14 protein-coding genes are annotated in these 17,343 nt (G+C 63.1%); 9 read left to right on the top strand and 5 right to left on the bottom strand.

All coding sequences use genetic code 11. From position 1 onward, the window contains the following. The first annotated feature begins 52 nt into the window (after window positions 1-52). Entirely contained in the window at window positions 53-778 is a 726-nt protein-coding gene (locus F3J14_RS00395) for a TetR/AcrR family transcriptional regulator (protein ID WP_166721272.1), read from the top strand. Between the two features lie 53 nt (window positions 779-831). Here F3J14_RS00395 and F3J14_RS00390 read toward each other — a convergent pair whose 3' ends face one another. Continuing rightward, entirely contained in the window at window positions 832-1,461 is a 630-nt protein-coding gene (locus F3J14_RS00390) for a TetR/AcrR family transcriptional regulator (RefSeq protein ID WP_166721271.1), read from the bottom strand. Window positions 1,462-1,593: 132 nt separating this feature from the next. Between F3J14_RS00390 and F3J14_RS00385 the strand changes: the two genes are divergently transcribed. The 7 genes from F3J14_RS00385 (at window position 1,594) to F3J14_RS00355 (ending at window position 8,300) form a co-directional block, all read left to right on the top strand. Continuing rightward, window positions 1,594-2,676: an alkene reductase gene (locus F3J14_RS00385; RefSeq protein WP_166721270.1), complete on the top strand. Its 1,083-nt coding sequence runs from the start codon at window positions 1,594-1,596 to the stop codon at window positions 2,674-2,676. 57 nt (window positions 2,677-2,733) lie between these two features. Beyond that, window positions 2,734-3,522: an SDR family oxidoreductase gene (locus tag F3J14_RS00380; RefSeq protein WP_166721269.1), complete on the top strand. Its 789-nt coding sequence runs from the start codon at window positions 2,734-2,736 to the stop codon at window positions 3,520-3,522. Between the two features lie 40 nt (window positions 3,523-3,562). Then, window positions 3,563-4,408 carry an alpha/beta hydrolase gene (locus F3J14_RS00375; RefSeq protein ID WP_211080313.1) on the top strand — a complete coding sequence of 282 codons (846 nt, stop codon included), beginning with the start codon at window positions 3,563-3,565 and terminating at the stop codon, window positions 4,406-4,408. A 56-nt stretch (window positions 4,409-4,464) separates the two neighbouring features. Continuing rightward, window positions 4,465-4,863 carry a helicase gene (locus tag F3J14_RS00370; protein ID WP_166721267.1) on the top strand — a complete coding sequence of 133 codons (399 nt, stop codon included), beginning with the start codon at window positions 4,465-4,467 and terminating at the stop codon, window positions 4,861-4,863. Window positions 4,864-4,869: 6 nt separating this feature from the next. After that, window positions 4,870-6,120 (top strand): NADH:flavin oxidoreductase/NADH oxidase family protein, encoded by a 1,251-nt coding sequence (locus F3J14_RS00365; RefSeq protein WP_166721266.1) that lies wholly within the window; start codon window positions 4,870-4,872, stop codon window positions 6,118-6,120. Between the two features lie 248 nt (window positions 6,121-6,368). Then, window positions 6,369-7,232 carry an alpha/beta hydrolase gene (locus F3J14_RS00360; RefSeq protein WP_166721265.1) on the top strand — a complete coding sequence of 288 codons (864 nt, stop codon included), beginning with the start codon at window positions 6,369-6,371 and terminating at the stop codon, window positions 7,230-7,232. Window positions 7,233-7,298: 66 nt separating this feature from the next. Continuing rightward, the gene (locus F3J14_RS00355) at window positions 7,299-8,300 is read left to right on the top strand and encodes an NADP-dependent oxidoreductase (protein WP_166721264.1); all 1,002 of its coding nucleotides are present in this window, start codon (window positions 7,299-7,301) and stop codon (window positions 8,298-8,300) included. Between the two features lie 103 nt (window positions 8,301-8,403). Here F3J14_RS00355 and F3J14_RS00350 read toward each other — a convergent pair whose 3' ends face one another. The 4 genes from F3J14_RS00350 to F3J14_RS00335 are packed head-to-tail and all read right to left on the bottom strand — an operon-like array spanning window position 8,404 to window position 13,987. Then, window positions 8,404-9,516, bottom strand: a complete 1,113-nt coding sequence (locus tag F3J14_RS00350) for a Rieske 2Fe-2S domain-containing protein (protein WP_166721263.1) — start codon at window positions 9,514-9,516, stop codon at window positions 8,404-8,406. Window positions 9,517-9,540: 24 nt separating this feature from the next. Beyond that, window positions 9,541-11,241 carry a tryptophan 7-halogenase gene (locus tag F3J14_RS00345; RefSeq protein WP_166721262.1) on the bottom strand — a complete coding sequence of 567 codons (1,701 nt, stop codon included), beginning with the start codon at window positions 11,239-11,241 and terminating at the stop codon, window positions 9,541-9,543. Window positions 11,242-11,285: 44 nt separating this feature from the next. Continuing rightward, window positions 11,286-12,371 (bottom strand): monodechloroaminopyrrolnitrin synthase PrnB family protein, encoded by a 1,086-nt coding sequence (locus tag F3J14_RS00340; RefSeq protein ID WP_166721261.1) that lies wholly within the window; start codon window positions 12,369-12,371, stop codon window positions 11,286-11,288. Beyond that, on the bottom strand, window positions 12,371-13,987 hold the full coding sequence (locus F3J14_RS00335) for a tryptophan halogenase family protein (protein ID WP_166721260.1): 1,617 nt from the start codon (window positions 13,985-13,987) through the stop codon (window positions 12,371-12,373). Before F3J14_RS00335 ends, F3J14_RS00340 begins: the two co-directional genes overlap by 1 nt. 1,079 nt (window positions 13,988-15,066) lie before the next feature. Here F3J14_RS00335 and F3J14_RS00330 point away from each other — a divergent pair. Next, on the top strand, window positions 15,067-17,340 hold the full coding sequence (locus tag F3J14_RS00330; protein ID WP_166721259.1) for a LamG-like jellyroll fold domain-containing protein: 2,274 nt from the start codon (window positions 15,067-15,069) through the stop codon (window positions 17,338-17,340). The last annotated feature ends 3 nt before the right edge of the window (window positions 17,341-17,343 follow it).

Raw genomic sequence — 17,343 nt, 5'->3', positions numbered from 1 at the left:
AATAATCTAGAATTTCGGGAATGCAGAAATTTTCGAAAGGGGAGACGCTGTCATGGAACAAACGTCCGAGCCGCGGCGGCCCACCGGTGCCGCCATCGCGACCGAGCACCGGCTGCCGCGGGGCGCGCGGCGCAAGCAGGCGACGCGCATGCGTCTGCTGCGGGCGGCGTTCAGGCTGATGGCGGAAAAGGGGATGGACAACGTGGCTATCAGCGAGATCACCGAGGCGGCCGACGTCGGGTTCGGCTCGTTCTACAACCACTTCGCATCGAAAGACGGACTCTTTGCCGCGTTGATCGAGTGGGTGTTCGATGATTTCGCGGATCGGCTCGAGCGCGTGACCGGCGGTTTGTCAGATCCGGCGGAGGTCGTGTCGGTCTGCGTGCGCCATACGCTGATGCAGGCGCATCGGGAGTGGATGTGGGGTCAGTTCTTGATGCGCGAGGGTGTTTCAGTGCGCGCGCTCGACCGCGGGCTTGGGCAGCGCTTGCGGCGGGACAGCGCGCGCGGCATCGCGGCGCGGCGCTTCGTCGTCAGCGATCCGTTCGTCAGCGTTCTGGCGTCGACGGGGACGATTCTCGCGGCAATCGCCGCGCAGCTTCACATCGCCAGGACGGTCAAGGACGGGACGAGGCAACGGGCGGCCGGCGTCGGCAGTTTCCCGGAACGGACCGCCGCGACCGTGCTGCAGACGCTCGGCATTGCGCGCGCCGAGGCGCACGCCATCGCGAATCGCCCGCTACCGCCGGGCGATTTCACTGTCACGGGTGGGGATTGAGAGGGGCGGCGATCGTCGTCGACCCCTTTCCAGGCGGCCATCGGCGCCCGGCGTCACTTCGACTTAGCGGAGCTGTCGTTACGATGATTGCGGCCGGGTTCGCGCGCTGTCGCCGATGGGCTCAGTGTCGCGAGAATCTTGTCACGGCATACCGTCAGGATTTCGTCGGCCAGTGGAGAATCATCCGGGCACGCGCGCGACAACACAATGGCGCCGACCGCATGCGCCATGATGTCGAGGCAGTCGGCTCGCGCCTCCGCCGAGTCTGCACCGTCTGACGAATCACGTTCCTGGACCAACGCCGCCAGCAGTCTTTCGATGCCGTCCGCGAATGTGGCCCGGACCGCTTCGGGTTGACGCGCGGCATCCCCGCCCAGCGCGGCCATCGTGCAGCCGGTTGCGCGCGCGTCGCGGTGCTCGCGCGCGAGATACAGTCGCACGAACTCCGCTGCGTCCACCCCAGCCGACAGCGCAACGGTCTGCGCCATGCCGCAGGCCGACGATTCCGCCATCAGATCGGCCTTTGAGCGGAAGTGCTTGTAGAAGCCGCCGTGGGTGAACCCGGCTGCGCTCATCAGATCAGCAACTCCGACCCCATCAAAACCGCGCTCCCTGAACAGCGTCGACGCTGTTTCAACAACGTGGGCCCGGTTGGCCTGGGCCTGTGCCTTGGTGACTTTCACTTTTCCTCTCCGTGGGCGCGTTCCTGTCTGATGGCCTGACTATACATTGATGTTGGTCATCATCAAAGTATTGACATGTTAGATTATGGTCGTCATCATTAAGCCATTCCCACCACCCGACGCTGGAACGACATGTCAGAGAAAACGCTTTTCGAGCCGTACGCCCTCGGTGACCTGACGCTCACCAATCGCATCGTCATGGCACCGCTGACCCGCAACCGTGCCGGCGCCGGGCTGGTGCCCAGCGAGCTTGCCGCGACCTACTACGCCCAGCGCGCGTCGGCCGGCCTGATCATCACCGAGGCCACTCAGGTTTCGGCCCAGGCCCAGGGCTATCAGGACACGCCCGGCCTGTACACGCCCGAGCAGATCGCTGGCTGGCGTAAGGTCACGGACGCCGTCCATGCGAAGGGTGGCCGCATCTTCGTGCAGCTCTGGCATGTGGGCCGCGTCTCGCACACCGACCTGCAACCTGGCGGTACGGCGCCGGTCGCGCCTTCCGCCATCCGCGCCGAGACGAAAACCTTCGTCAACAACGGATTTGCCGACGTGTCCGAGCCGCGCGCGCTGGAACTCGCCGAGCTGCCGGGCATCGTCAACGACTTTCGACAGGCTGCGGCCAACGCGATTGCCGCCGGTTTCGACGGCGTGGAAATTCACGGCGCCAACGGATATCTGCTGGAGCAGTTCATCAAGGACGGAGCCAACCAGCGCACCGACGACTACGGCGGCTCGATCGAGAACCGTGCGCGCCTGTTGCTCGAAGTGGTCGCCGCAGTGGTCAAGGAAATCGGCGCAGAGCGCACGGGCGTGCGCATCTCGCCGGTTTCGCCGGCAAACGGCATTTCCTGCAGCGATCCGCAAGCGCAGTACGACTACATCGCCGAACAGCTCAACGCGCAGGGCGTCGTCTATCTGCACGTGGTCGAAGGTGCGACTGGCGGCCCACGCGATGTCGCCGCGTTCGACTATGACGCGCTGCGCCGCCGTTTCAAGCAGACCTATCTGGCCAACAACGGCTACGACGTGGAATTCGCCACCACGCAACTCAATGAGGGCAGAGCCGACTTGTTCGCGTTCGGCCGTCCGTTTATCAGCAACCCGGACCTGGTCGAACGCCTGAAGCACGGCGCACCCCTGACGCAACTCAACCCGGCGACGCTCTATGGCGGCGGCGCGGTGGGCTACATCGATTACCCGACGATTTCCGGCTAAGGCTTCGTGCCCTTGATTGAGTCTCCGCCAGAAGAACCCTTGCAAAGGAAAGTACCCATGACCACGCTTCCGACTGTCCTCATCACCGGCGCCTCCAGCGGCATCGGTGCCACCTACGCCGAGCGTTTCGCCCGGCGTGGCCATGACCTCGTCCTTGTCGCCCGTGACAAGGCGCGACTCGATGCGTTGGCAGCGCGCCTGCGTGAGGAAAGCGGGGTGGCCGTGGAAGTGCTGCAGTCCGACCTGACCCAGTCCGCCGATCTGTCCGCGCTCGAGGCTCGTCTGCGCGATGACAATCGAATAGGAATTCTGATCAACAATGCCGGCGTGGCTCAGTCGGGCGGCCTCCTGCAGCAAACCCCTGAAAGCATCGAACGCCTGATCACGCTCAACACGACGGCGCTGACGAGGCTTGCAGCCGCGGTCGCGCCACGCTTTGTGCAGTCCGGCAACGGCTCGATCGTCAACATTGGCTCGGTGGTGGGTTTTGCGCCCGAGTTCGGCATGTCGATCTACGGCGCGACCAAGGCATTCGTGCTGTTCCTGTCGCAGGGCCTGAACCTCGAGTTGTCGCCCAAGGGTGTCTACGTGCAAGCCGTCCTGCCGGCGGCGACGCGCACGGAGATCTGGGAGCGCGCCGGGGTCGACGTGAACACGCTGCCCGAGGTGATGGAAGTGGGCGAGTTGGTGGATGCCGCACTGATCGGGTTCGACCGTCGCGAACTGGTCACGATCCCGCCGCTGCACGTAGCCGGGCGGTGGGACGCGCTGGATGGCGCTCGCCAGGGACTGTTGTCGGACATTCGACAAGCACACGCGGCCGAGCGTTATCAGCTCAACGCCTGACTATTCAATTGCAGCAAACGGCGGAACGATGGATACCACGATGACCGACAACCATATCACTACACCCACGCGCTTCGTGGATGTCAACGGTACCCGATTCGCCTACCGCCGCTGGGGTAACGCAGATTCTTCGCAGCCGCCGTTACTGTTCCTGCAGCACTTCCGCGGTGGGATGGACAACTGGGATCCGCTGATGACGGACGGTCTTGCCCAAAGCCGCGAAGTCATTCTCTACAACGGTCGCGGCGTCGCTTCCTCCGGCGGGCAACCACGAACTCGCATCGAGGACATGGCCGATGACGCAGCGGCCTTCGTTCGCGCACTCGGCTTGCAGCAAATCGACGTTCTGGGTTTTTCGCTGGGCGGGTTTCAGGCGCTCGACCTGACCTGGCGCCATCCCGAGCTCGTGCGCAAGCTGATGCTGCTGGGCACCGGGCCGCGCGGGGGTAATCCGGAAATGGAGCAGCGCGTATTGACCACCGCGGTCAATCCGGTCCCGGCGTTCGAAGACTTCCTCTACCTGTTCTTCGGACGATCAGCAGAGGCCGAGCAGGCGGCAAGGGCGTTCTGGGAGCGGCGCCATATGCGAGCCGACCAGGATCCGCCATCCTCGCCGGAGGTCGCGATCGCGCAGATCGAGGCCAACGTGCTGTATATGCCGAGGCTCTCGGAAGACGATCCTTTCGCGTATCTGCGCGGTATCCGGCAACCTACGTTCATCCTCAATGGCGTGAACGACGTGATGGTCCCGACGGTTAACTCCTTCTACATGGCGCGCAACCTGCCAAATGCGCAGTTGTTCATTTACCCGGATGCCGGCCACGCCGCACAGTTTCAGTACCCGCAACGCTTCCTGGGTCACGCAGTTCAGTTCCTGAGCGAGTGACGCGACGATCGTCATGGTCCGAACGCGCTTTTCTCAGGTCAAAAAGGATGCCCGAAATGCTTAAGTTCAAGTTCCTGTTGTGGGCATTCGCCCAGCTGCTGAGACGCAAGATCAGGCGCGACGCCAACGCCGCGCGCTACGTCGCGTCCAAGAACCTGGTCTGCCAGATTCGTACGGTTTCGGGTGCCGGGCGCTACTTTGTGATCAAAGATGGCACCGTCCGATCGTACGCGGGACTGGCAGCGACGCCTCGATTCACGCTCACCTTTACGAGTGCCGCCAAAGGCTTCGAGATTCTGTCGGCCAAGGATGCCCAAGCGGCTTTCCTCAGGGGGGTGGGCAGTAAAGACTTAACCATCAGTGGCGACTTCCGGGAAGTGTTGTGGTTCCAGGGCCTGACGGCGTTCCTGCAGCCTCCGAAAGTCGTCTCGCCTTACGACCGCACCGTCTTCTGAGTTGCCATGAAACCCGATCTGCTGAACCAGCCACTGCACCTGCCCAATGGCAGCGCTCTGCGTAACCGGCTCGCCAAGGCCGCCATGAGCGAGACCCTGGGCACCTACGATAATCGCCCGACACCGGACCTGGTGCAGTTGTACCGACGCTGGGCTGCGTCGGGGCTCGGACTGATCATGACAGGGAACGTGATGATCGACCGCCGCGCGTTGGGCGAGCCCGGGAATGTCGTGATCGAAGACGAGGCAGACTTGCCCGTGCTGCGCCAATGGGCGGAGGCTGCAACCGCGCAAGGGGCGTCGATCTGGGTGCAGCTCAACCATCCTGGAAAGCAATCGACCAAGGGTTTGAACGCCTTCAACCTGGCGCCCTCCGCGGTTCCTTTCCGCGAGGACATGGCGGCATTCTTCGAGACACCGCGCGAAGCGACCACGTCCGAGATTCAAGAAATCATCGAACGCTTCGGGCGCAGCGCGGCTATTTGCAAGAAAGCCGGGTTCAGTGGCGTAGAAATCCACGGAGCCCATGGTTATCTGATCAGCCAATTTCTTTCTCCGCACCACAACCGCCGCAGCGACGAATGGGGCGGCAGTCCCGAGAAGCGGCGCCGCTTCGTTCTGGCCGTCTATGCGGAAATCCGCCGGCAGGTCGGCCCGGACTTCCCGGTGGGAATCAAGCTCAATTCGGCCGACTTCCAGCGCGGTGGTTTTACGGAAGAGGAATCGATCGAGACAATCCGCGCGTTGAGCGAGGCGGGGATCGACCTGATCGAGATTTCCGGCGGTACCTATGAGGCGCCTGCCATGAGCGGGGCGATGCAAGAACCGAAGAAGGAATCCACCGCGGCCCGGGAAGCCTACTTCCTTGATTTTGCCCAGAAGGTGCGCGCGGCGGTCAAAGTGCCGCTCATGGTGACCGGTGGTTTTCGCACCGCCGCCGGCATGAACGCGGCGCTGGACTCCAGCGCGCTGGATGTGGTGGGCCTGGCGCGGCTGCTGGCGATCGATCCCGATGCCCCCGCCGCCTTGCTTCAAGGGCGCGACAGCCTGCAGCAGGTGCAACCGATCAGTACCGGCCTGAAGGCGGTCGATCGCCTCGGAATCATGGAGGTGCTGTGGTACACGCGCCAGCTCAAGCGCATTGCGAGGGGGAGAGAACCGCGCCCCGACGAGGGCGGGCTTGCAGCATTCTTGAAGTCTGCTTTCAGCAGCGGCTGGGGAACGTTTCGCACGCGGCGTCTACGGGCGCGCATTTGAGTGCCGAGGGCTTGCGATCAGAAACTGATCGCTGATGAACGTCAGATGAAACGACCCACCGCCCGATCCAGGGAAGCCACGCACGAGCGCATCGTCGATGCTGGCGCGCGCAGTCGACGAAGAGTCGTTGTCCGAATCGATGCTTGAGGCCACACTTGAGCATCGGTTTGCGGCGCGGATTGAAGTCCCCCCTTATTCCCGGTCAGCTTGATGCTCGACATATGAAAGCAGCATCCAAGGAGTCAATGATGCAGAGCATCAACGCGGACACGCAATCGACAACGTCGTATGCGAGCGCACCGAACAAGTTCGTCAACGCGGCTGGAACCCGCTTCGCCTACCGTGAACTGGGGCAGCACGGCGGCATTCCTTTGGTTTTGCTGAACCATTGGGGCGCTGTACTGGACAACTTCGACCCGCGCATCGTCGATGGCTTGGCTCGCAAACATCGCGTTATCGCGATCGACTATCGAGGAATCGGCTTATCCGGTGGCATCGCGCCCGTGACCGTGGACGAGATGGCGCGCGACACCATCGCGCCGATTCGCGCAATGGGTTTCGATCAAGTCGATCTGCTCGGCTTCTCGCTTGGCGGCTTCGTGGCGCAGGACGTGGCGCTCAAGGCGCCAGGCCTGGTGCGCAAGCTCATCCTCACTGGCACGGGCCCCGCCGGCGGTCACGGCATCGATCGTGTGGGCGCCGTGTCCTGGCCACTCATGCTCAAAGGCCTGCTAACGCTGCGCGATCCGAAGGCCTATCTGTTCTTCACGTCCACAACCAACGGCCAGCAGGCGGCAAGCGCCTTCTTGAAACGGTTGAAGGAACGTAAGGCTGGCCGCGACAAGGGGCCGACACCTCGCGCCTTCCTTCGTCAACTCAAGGCGATCAAGGCTTGGGGCCAGCAGGCGCCCCAGGATCTCGCGAGTCTGCCCATGCCTGTCCTGATCGCCAATGGGGATAACGACATTATGGTGCCCACCGCACTCAGCCACGAGATGGCCCGCCGCATCCCCCAGGCGCAGCTCGTCATTTATCAGGACGCTGGCCACGGCGGAATCTTCCAGCATTACGCCAACTTCGTACCCACGGCACTGGAATTTCTATCGCAATGAATACTTTGTGGACTAGGCGTATGAAGTATTCTCGCGAATACAACGCAGCATCGGAGTAAGAGCAACATGAAAGCACTCACATTCAAACGCTATGGCAAATCACCCGAGATCGGGTTCGCCGAAGTGCCGCGCCCCACGCTCAAGCCCGACGAACTGCTGGTTGAGGTGCACGCCGCGGGGGTGAACCCGATCGACAACATGATTCCAACGGGAATGTTCAAACCTGTCTTGAAGGTCCAGCTGCCCGCGATCATGGGTAGCGATCTGGCCGGCATCGTGATCGATGTCGGCAGCCGCGTCACTCGCTTCAAGAAAGGCGACGCCATCTTTGCAAGTCTGTTCGATCTTGGAAGCGGATCTATCGCCGAATATGCCGTGGTACCGGAGAGCGCTGCAGCCCCGAAACCGGTGAATCTGGACTTCGTGCAGGCCGCCTCGGTCCCAATGGTCGGGCTCACTTCATGGCAAGCACTGAAGGAGCGTGCCAAGCTTCAGCCGGGTCAGAAGGTGTTCATTCCCGCGGGGTCCGGCGGCATTGGAACATTTGCGATCCAGCTGGCCAAATATTTCGGCGCCAAGGTGGGGACCAATACCAGCACGGCTAATATCCCGTTGGTGACAAGCCTGGGCGCGGACGAAGCAATCGACTACAAGAAGCAAGCGTTCGAGAAAGTGCTGCGCGACTACGATGTAGTGCTTGGCACGATCAGGGGCGACGCGGTTGAAAAATCGGTAGGAATCCTGAAGCCGGGAGGGAGGATCGTCTCTCTTATCGGGCCGCTGGACGCAGCGTTCGCCCGTGCTCGCGGGCTGAACTTCGTCCTGAAGTTCGTATTCGGCCTGATGAGCCGCAAGATCATGCGTCTTGCGAGGAAGCGAGGCGTCACCTACTCGTTTCTCTTCGTACGCCCCGACGGTGCTCAACTCGCCGAGATCGGCAAACTGCTCGAATCCGAACGTATCCAGCCTGTGATTGACAAGATATTTCCGTTTGAACAAGCAAAGGATGCACTGGAATACCTGGCCCAAGGACGCGCCAAGGGCAAGGTCGTCGTCAGGATCAAGTGAAGGATCGCGAGGAACGCCGCCCAAGGCCTCGACCAGCGCCTGTCTCGGCGTTCATCGGTGGAGAAGCGTGCCGAGCCCCAACGACTGACTCACGCATCGCCGCTCACTCGCGGCGGCGCGGTCGAGCGGCTGGCTCTGTGACACGATCGACCCAGCCCCGGTAGAACGCGCGGTACTTGAGCACGAGCTTGTCGTACTTGCTGTACGCGCCGCCGCCGTCCGGCTTCATCCCGTTCCAGATCTTGACGTCGTACCCCGCGGCCTGCTTGGTCTGCAGCCCGAACAGCACGAAGTCGGTCGCGCGGCGCAGGATGCCGCCCACCTTCTTGATCGAGATGAGCATGTGCATGACGTTCTTGCCGTCGCTCACCGGCGTCACACACTGGAGCAGCTTGTATTTGACATCTCCGTCCAGGGCGACCGTCATGACGCACCCGCCGGGATAGCCATCGAAGTGCAGGTTCATCTGCGACATGTCCATGCCGAGCGCGCGCGACAGCATGCCGAGGGGCCCGAAGTACCGGTTCACGGTGAAGTCGATCCCGGCACCGAACCACGCGCCCGCCCGGGCCAGCGACTCGACCTCCGGCCACGGGCGCCAATCGTCGAATAGCTTGAGCTCGAAGGCCGAGATCGGGAGCGCGTGCACGGGGGTCGCGTGCTGCGCGTCGTAGAAGTTCTCGACAATCCGCAACACCGCCGTCGTCGTCTCGAACGCGAAGTGCACGTGCATGAAGTCGCTGTTGTCGACGTCGGCCGCGGCGATTTCGGGCAGCGGGTGCAGCGGCTGCGGGGAGCCGTACCAGACCCACACGTAGCCGTATCGCTCGGCGGTGACCAACGTCGGCTGGCGTGCCCCGCGCGGGACGGGCTCCAGCCGGCTCACCGCCTGGCTGTGACCGGGAATGTGAACGCACTGGCCGTGCTCGTCGTAGCGCCAGTGGTGAAACGGGCACTGGATGCACCCGTCCTTGATCTGCCCGTCGGCCAGGTTCGCGCCGAGGTGCGCGCAGTGGCGGTCCATCACCACGGCCCGCCCCGTCGTGCCGCGCCACGCCACGCACGGACGGCCGAAGAGCGTCAACTCCGTCGGCTTGTCCTTGAGGGCGTCCGAGCGCATCGCAACGTACCAGCTCGCGGCCACGCGCGTGGTCGCGTCGTACACCGCCTGGGGTTGCTCCTTGACGCTCGCTTCATCGAATTGAATGTCGTCCATCGTTTTTGTGTCGTCGTTGGTCGATTACTTCAGCGCCAGGCCGATGCGGGTCGTGATGTACGCCCTGAGCAGCGCGAACATCGGGTTGTAGTCGAAGTACTTTTTCACCTCGGCCGGCGCGCTGGTTTGCGTCCAGTACATCAGCTTCATCGCCGGCAGCAGGCTGTACTTCGAGTTGTTGAGCTGCGGTTTTTCCCCCGTGATGCAGTACCCGAAGCCGAACATCGGCTTGGCGAAGTCTCGCTCGTCGATGAGGGCGTGAATTCGCGCCGCGGCCTCCTCGGCCGGCTTGCGCCCGGCGCTCACGGCCTCGACCTCGGCTTTGGCGTCGTTGAACAACTGGTAGTACTCCTCCATGTCCGCGCACAGGTAGCCGAGGTATGGCGGGTCGTTGTCGAGATGATCGAGGTCGCCCTCGTCGCGCGACGCGCGGAATCTCGCATGGGCTTGCACGAGCCGGAACTGCCCGAGAATCGTGCCGACCGCCCACAGCCTGTGGAACGCGTCCCACAGCCGGAAGTCCTTGAACGCCGTGTAGCAGCAACTGACGAAGTCGTCGTTGTGGTCCAACAGCTTCTGCTGCAGGCGCTCGATGTACTCGAAGCGCTCGGGGGAGAAGTCGTCGTCGCGCAGCGCCTTGATGAGGCGCGCCGCGAGCGCGTGGATGGTCACCGCGGTGTTCTCGAGCCCGCGGGAGAAGAGCGGGTCGATGAACCCGTTCGCGTGCAGCATCAGGCAGTAGCGGTCGCCGACGCAGGCGCTCGACGAGAATTGCAGGCGGTCGGTCTTGACCCAGTCGCGCACCGGCACGGCGTCCCGGAACTGCGCGCCGATGCTCGGGAACCGCGCGAGGAACTCGTCGAATTCCTGCTGCGCGGGGATGTCCGTTTTCGGGTAGACACGCGGGTCGAGCTGCAGGCCGACGCTCACCAGGTTGTTGGTCGACCGCGGGTGGTTGTTGAACGGAATCACCCAGAGCCAGCCGCCCTCGAACATGTGGTGCAAGGTCCCCTCGTGCCAGCGCCAGCGCTGCCCCTTGACCTTGAAGATGTCGTCGAACGGCTTGACGCCGAGCATGTGCGTATAGAGGCTGCGCGAGTGCGTCTTGAAGCGACACGGTTCTTCGCGGAGCCCGAACTTGGTCGCGAGCGGCGCGCGGGGTCCGCCGCAGTCGATCATGTATCGGCCGGTGAACCGGTCGCCCTGGGCGGTGGTCACCGCGACGCCGTCTTTGTCCGCGTGATATTCGGTCACGCTCGTCTTCTGGCGGACCGTGCAGCCGTATTTGATGGCGGCTTGCAACAGGTAGGCGTCGACGTCTTGCCGGTAATAATGGCTCTCCGGACCCCACGGCAGCTCGGGAATCACGCACTGCGTGAACTCCTTCGGGTCGTGCTCCTGGCCGGGCTTGTGGAACACGAAGCCGAAGTTGCGCTTGATGCCCGTGCTCGACGCGACGTAACGCTGCGTCGAGTAGAACGACGTGATGTGGTCGAGCTCCGGAATGCCGTAGCGATCGGCGATGATCCGGTTCATGAGAGACGTCTCGGGGATCGACGATTCGCCGATCGTGAACCGCGGGTGCGACGACTCCTCGATGATCAGCACCCGAAACTGTTGTTTGGCCAGGATGGCGCCCATCTGGGTGCCGGACATGCCCGAGCCGAGGATGATCACGTCGAAGTGGTTGCTATCGCGCCCGTTCGCGGGGCTCATCTGAGTCATGGGGGCAAACTCTCCTTGTGAGATGGAACACATCGTCGCGTGCGTCAGGATTCGTCGAGCGCGGCGCGGATGCGGGACCGCGCGGCGCGCGTGAGCGTGAGTAGATCGCCGAGCATGCTGGGCGCGTACCCCCCGCTGCCGATGCTTGGGCCGCTTCGACCGACTTCGTACGCGCGCTCAGCCAATTTGACGTGAGGCGCCCGGAAGCGCAGCAGGACCTCGAACACCCGGTCGAGGGCCGCCAGCCCGGCCCGAACGGGCTCGCTTCGCGCACCGATCGCGTGCGCCTCGCCGAGCGCGCGGTCGACGAGCGCCGGCTCCCCGGCGAACCGGGCGTAGACCGCCCTGAACGCGGGAAGCACGTAGGGCAGGTACGTCTCCTTGAATTCTCGATAAGCTGCGTGGTTCGATTGCGAGCCCCACAGCACGTGCTCCAGCACGAAGAGGGGCATTTCCACGGCACCGGGGCCGAGGTAGCTCTGGCCTCCGATTCGAATCGGTTCGTAGAAGGGGCGGAGCTCGTCGTAGAAGACCTGCAGCGAGATGAAGCGGTAGGCGTACACGATCGACTCGACCATTTTCTGCAGATAGGCTGCCAGCTCGTCGCAGCCTTGCGCGAACGCGGGCGAGCGCAGGGACACGTCGGACAGCTCGACGGTCACCGCGATGGCCGCCTCGAGGGAAGCCATCGAGATGCGCACGCTCTCGAGCAGGTGCGCTTCGTCGGGGAGGCCGGTGTAGCTGCGCTGCGCGTCGGCCGCCGCGGGGTTCCAGACCGTCACATGCAGGAGCGTCTCGCGCGGCGGCAGGTCGGTCGCGCGCGCCAGGTCGAGCAGCACCGGCTCGAGCCCGGGCACCGCGTCCGCGGGCTCGTGTCCGTGCCGCTTGAGCGAGCCCAGGAAGAACCCGATGTCCCGCATCGCGGCGGCGGCTTCGACGAAGCCCCAGCCGGCGGGCACGCCGCGCGCCGGGAGGAACGCGCGCAACAGGCCGACGATGCCGGGCACGTCCTTTTTACGGTTCAGGCCCGGCAGCTGCAGAACGAGCGAGCGCGCCCGCAGAGGATCGCAGGCCGCCACGGCGGCGTGCGTGGCCGCGAATGCGCCTACCCGGTCCAGGGTGCGCTCCACTACAGGATTTCCTGCGCCGCGAGCGCCGACCCGCGCTGGCTGCGAGACAGCCCCGCGTCGCCGTCACGCAGCGACCGCAGGTAGTCGTAGTTCGTCGGCAGGCTCGTGCGCAGACGCTCGGCCTCGCGCCGGATGCTGGCGAACATCGCCTCGGCCTTCTCGATCGATTCCGGTCGGTGCTGCAAGAGCGGCAGCGACCGGTCGGGCAGTAGCCCCAAGCCGGCAAAGATGCAGTAGTAGTTGCCGTTCAACCAGAAGTTCTTGAATTCGTAGTCGAAGGTTTCGTAGTACGTCGAATCGTCGAACGACGTGGTGGTCAGCGGCAGCCCCGCCTTGTAGCGCTGAACCTTCTCCTTGATGGCGTCCGAGAGCCGCAGATCGTGCCGGTTCGCGAGCCAGAACGGCGTGTCTTCGCGCGACGTGGTGAAGTAGTGCGCCTGGACGAAATCCCGGCAGTCGTCGAACATGTAGACGATCTCGGCGTTGAATGCGTCGCTCAGCCGCGGGTCGAACGAGGTGTCGGGGAAGTGCTTCACGAGCTGGTAAAGCGCCGCGTAGATGAAGTAGATGCCCGTCGATTCCAGCGGCTCCAGAAAGCACGACGACAGCCCGATCGACACGCAGTTGTTGACCCACGCCCGCTTGTTGCGCCCGACCCGGAACTTGATCTGGTTGAGCGGCTGATTGTCCGAGAGGCCCCAGAGGTTGAGGAAGTCGGCAGTGGCCTGGTCGCGCGAGGTGAACTTGCTCGAGAAGACATAGCCGCTGCCGAACCGGCCCAGCATCGGAATCTTCCAGGTCCACCCCGAGTTCATGGCGATCGCGGAGGTGTACGGCTCGATCCCGTCGCGCGCGTCGTCGTTGGGCACGGCGCTGGCGACCGCGCTGTCGCACAGCAGGTGATCGGACATGTCAATGAACGGCTCCTTCAGGGCCTGGTTGATCAGGAGCCCCCGCATGCCGGAGCAGTCGATGAACAGGTCCGCCTCCAGCGTCCGTCCCTCCTTGGTGGACAGGCTGGAGATGTAGCCGCGCTCGTTCAGGTGAACATCCACGACCTCGTCGACCACGCGCTTCACCCCGCGTTCGACGGCCCAGCGCTTCAGGAAGTCGGCCACCAGGTGCGCGTCGAAGTGCCACGCGTGGGACATCTGGCGGGTGCCGTCGGCCAGGCACGGTGCCAGCTTGCTGTCGAGCGCGCCGGGCTGCGGGTAGCACGCGTACGCCATCGCCTGCTGGAAGCCCTGCTCGCGCTTGCGCAGCCAGTAGTGGGTAAGCGGCACGCCGTCGCAGTTCGGCACGTTGCCGAACAAATGGTAGAAGTGATCGTCGCGCGAAGAGTCGGGAGACTTCCTCCAGTTCACGAACTTGATGGCGGCCTTGAACGCGCCGTTCACCTGGGGCATCCACTCCCGCTCGGGTATCCCGAGGAAGTCGAAGAACACCTTCTGCAAACTCGGAATGGTTGCCTCGCCCACGCCGATCCGGGGGATCGCCGCGGACTCGATGAGCGTAATGTTCGCCTTCTGCTGGAGCGCCCGGACGAGGTACGAGGCGGTCATCCACCCCGCGGTGCCGCCGCCCACGATAACGATATTCTTGATCGGATTGCTCATGCCACCTTTCCCATAGGATTTAAAACCTCAATGGATAGTGACGCCTTATCGAGTCGAACGCGCAACTCGTCCGGTAACGCGTCATAACGTGTCTGATTCATCGCGATAAATGACACCGGGAAGGCGTAGTGAAATCGTGGCAAAGGACGTCCCTCCGCGAAATATCCGGACATCCTTGGCCGCAGTCCCAGAGTGTGATCTGAGGCTGTTCCGCTCTCAATTCAAATAGAGAAGCACAATCGAATAATGCTAGGCGCCCATTGCAGCGGCGGCACACCGTGCAAGGGCTTGTCGAGGCTTGTCGGGCCGTACATGTAACCACACCGACGCACCATAGCAGTGTTCACGATGGCACGTCTCGCAAAATTTCATATCAATCTCGGTTAATCCAGAGAAATACTCAATATCGGCGAAGTATCCGATAACAAACGATTTAATTTTTTAGAAAGTAGAAATTTACGTTTTCGTTGAGGGTGTGTGCGCCAGCGGATTTATTGTATAAAAATTCGAAATTAAAGTCTTGATTGACGAGGGGAAGTAACGGCGTCGCCATTTGCGAAACAAAGATGTCAATTGGCCCTGGCCCAAGAAATAGTCCGGCTTAAAAGTGGAGAAATTCGGAGGGCTGGCGAGCCCTTGTTCCCGTGCCATCCCGTTGGGCATTGCGTCACAGACGGGCCTGGAGTTCTTCGATCCGCCGGGACTGCGGATCGAGCCAACTTCGTCTCAGGGGTGCGGAAGCTCAGTTGCGAGCGCCCACACTTTCCACGGGGAGAGGCGAGCGGAAGGCTGAATGCTCTCCGCGGTGCGGGGAGAATTGGGTGGTCGCCGTGGTTTCGCCGTTGCCGAGACCTACGGCTGTGCCCAGCCGCTTCGCGCATCCCTCAATCCCTGCATCACCGATGTGACAAGTGCGTGTCATTGGTGAATTTGTTTTTTTTCGCTTGATTGAATCCCTATCGCACTGGATAGAATGCTACGCGTTCCTGATGAATACGGAACGGTTCGTACATTTTTGTCGCTTCGACTATAGCTAAAAAGCTGGGGATCCAGACATGCGAGACAACGGAGCACCGACGATGCTACCCGAGGAAATCGTCCCACTCGGCGACATCGAAAATATTGCTCGACGCCATTTCGTGATGGGGCTCGGTGCAACGCTTCTGGCCGGATGCGGCGGCGACGGAAGCAACGCGGTTACAGGCGGTGAGCGTACATCGGCAAACGGCACCGGCCAGGCGTCCGGAGTTGCTCCAGCTTCGGACGGTATCGACGCAGGGGCGACGTCGGCAGGCACTGCCCAAACCCGCGCCTTCACGCATCCCGGTTTGCTGCATACCGAGGCGGATTTCGAACGCATGCGCGCTAAAGTCGGGGCCCACGCTTCCCCGTGGATCGATAGCTGGAACGTGCTGGTCGCCAACGGTCACACGCGCCTGACGAACAAGCCGAACCCGCAGGTCGGCATCTATCGCGGCAATGATCCCACGCATGGTCAGAACTACGGCGCCCTCTACAACGACATCGCCGCCGCCTACGGCGACGCGCTGCGCTGGAAGGTGTCGGACGACAAACGCTACGCCGACAAAGCCGTGGAGTATCTGGACCAATGGGCCTCGACGCTGACGACGCTTGGCGGCAGTGACGTGGCGCTCGCCGCCGGCATCTACGGCTACGAATTCGCCAACGCAGCCGAAATCATGCGCGGCTACAGCGGCTGGAGTCCGGCCGGCCTCGCCGCATTCCAGGCGATGATGCGCAATGTCTTCTACCCGGTCAGCCATGCTTTCCTGACCCGTATCGACACCGCGATGGACACGCACTACTGGGCCAACTGGGGCCTGGCCAACATCGCGTGCGTCCTGGCCATCGGCGTGTTGTGCGACGATGCCGAGCTCGTCAACGAGGCCATCACCCATTTCAGGACCGGTGGCAGTAACGGCTGTATCCGGCAAGCCGTGTACTACATGCACCCCGGCAACCTCGGGCAATGGCAGGAAGCCGGCCGGGACCAGGGCCACAGCACGCTCGGCATTGCATTGACGGGCGCCATTTGCGAGATGGCGTGGAATCAGGGCATCGACCTGTACGGCTATGACAACAATCGCTTCCTGGCGGGCGCGGAATACGTGGCCAAGGCCAACCTGAAGCAGGCAGACGGCGCGTTCTACACGGTGCCTTTCGTCACGTACGCGAACAGCGCCGGCGTCATCCAGACGCAGTTCGCCGTCGGCGGGCGAGGCGATGCCCTGGGGCGGCCCTGCTGGGCGCTGGTGGCCAACCATTACATCAACCGCAAAGGTCTGGCGGCGCCTTACACCCAGCGCGCTGCCGAGCTTGTGGCACCGGAAGGCGGCGGCGGCAACTACGGCCCCAACAGTGGCGGCTTCGACCAGCTTGGCTACGGCACGCTCACCTGCACGCTCGACGCCGGCACTCCTGCCGCAACACCGACCGGCCTGACCGGCTACGCCAACGCGGGCAAGGTGGTGCTGTCGTGGTGGGGCAGCAGCAACGCCGTCAGCTACAACGTCAAGCGCGCCACCATTGCCGGCGGACCGTACAGCACCATCCGGAGCGGTATCACCGATCTGCTGACCTATACCGATATGCCAGCCGGTGCCGGCACGTATTTTTATATCGTGACAGCGCAAACGATTGCGGGCGAATCGGCGCCCTCCAACGAAGTGAAAGTGATCACGGCGCAGCAGCTGCTTGCGCACCTCACCTTCGATGAAGGCAGCGGCATCACGGCCGCCGATAGCTCGGGCAACGGGCGCAATGGCACGCTCAACGGCGCAACGTGGGCAGCGGGGCACAGCGGCAACGCGGTCTCGCTCAACGGTTCGGGCGCGTATGTGGCGTTGCCCGACGATCTGCTGGCCGATGTGTCGGACTTCACCATCGCCAGCTGGGTGTTCTGGAACGGCTCGCAAACGTGGGCTCGCCTGTTCGACTTCGGCACGGGCTTCCACCGCTACATGATGTTCACGCCGCGCGGGCAGATGCGCAACGGCTGGGCCGGCATGCGCTTCGCCATGACGGCCAACGGCCCCGGCGACGGCCCTCCGGAACAGATCATCGACGCCCCCACCGAGCTGCCGAGCAAGCGATGGGTGCATGTGGCCGTCACGCTATCGGGTTCGACCGGCACGATGTACGTGGACGGCATGCCCGTCAGCACCAACACGGCGATGTTCCAGGCGCCGTTCCGCTTGGGCAGAACCACGCAGAACTGGCTGGGCAAATCGCAATACAGTGCCGACGCCACGTTCCACGGCCTGATCGACGATTTCCGCATCTATCGCGGTGCGCTCAGCGCCGCGCAGATCGCATCGCTCATGGCGAATTGATTG

It is taken from the genome of Burkholderia sp. Tr-862 (assembly GCF_011753085.1).
Classification (GTDB): domain Bacteria; phylum Pseudomonadota; class Gammaproteobacteria; order Burkholderiales; family Burkholderiaceae; genus Burkholderia; species Burkholderia ambifaria.
The sequence above is the reverse complement of the archived record's forward strand: the minus strand, read 5'-3'. Positions and strand labels throughout refer to the sequence as shown.

Bases quoted from the DNA above. Each gene is read 5' to 3' on its own strand.
- F3J14_RS00355 (WP_166721264.1), top strand. From the start codon at position 7,299: ATGAAAGCACTCACATTCAAACGCTATGGCAAATCACCCGAGATCGGG.
- F3J14_RS00330 (WP_166721259.1), top strand. From the start codon at position 15,067: ATGCTACCCGAGGAAATCGTCCCACTCGGCGACATCGAAAATATTGCT.
- F3J14_RS00335 (WP_166721260.1), bottom strand. From the start codon at position 13,987: ATGAGCAATCCGATCAAGAATATCGTTATCGTGGGCGGCGGCACCGCG.
- F3J14_RS00375 (WP_211080313.1), top strand. From the start codon at position 3,563: ATGACCGACAACCATATCACTACACCCACGCGCTTCGTGGATGTCAAC.
- F3J14_RS00365 (WP_166721266.1), top strand. From the start codon at position 4,870: ATGAAACCCGATCTGCTGAACCAGCCACTGCACCTGCCCAATGGCAGC.
- F3J14_RS00370 (WP_166721267.1), top strand. From the start codon at position 4,465: ATGCTTAAGTTCAAGTTCCTGTTGTGGGCATTCGCCCAGCTGCTGAGA.
- F3J14_RS00345 (WP_166721262.1), bottom strand. From the start codon at position 11,241: ATGACTCAGATGAGCCCCGCGAACGGGCGCGATAGCAACCACTTCGAC.
- F3J14_RS00350 (WP_166721263.1), bottom strand. From the start codon at position 9,516: ATGGACGACATTCAATTCGATGAAGCGAGCGTCAAGGAGCAACCCCAG.
- F3J14_RS00380 (WP_166721269.1), top strand. From the start codon at position 2,734: ATGACCACGCTTCCGACTGTCCTCATCACCGGCGCCTCCAGCGGCATC.
- F3J14_RS00395 (WP_166721272.1), top strand. From the start codon at position 53: ATGGAACAAACGTCCGAGCCGCGGCGGCCCACCGGTGCCGCCATCGCG.
- F3J14_RS00385 (WP_166721270.1), top strand. From the start codon at position 1,594: ATGTCAGAGAAAACGCTTTTCGAGCCGTACGCCCTCGGTGACCTGACG.
- F3J14_RS00360 (WP_166721265.1), top strand. From the start codon at position 6,369: ATGCAGAGCATCAACGCGGACACGCAATCGACAACGTCGTATGCGAGC.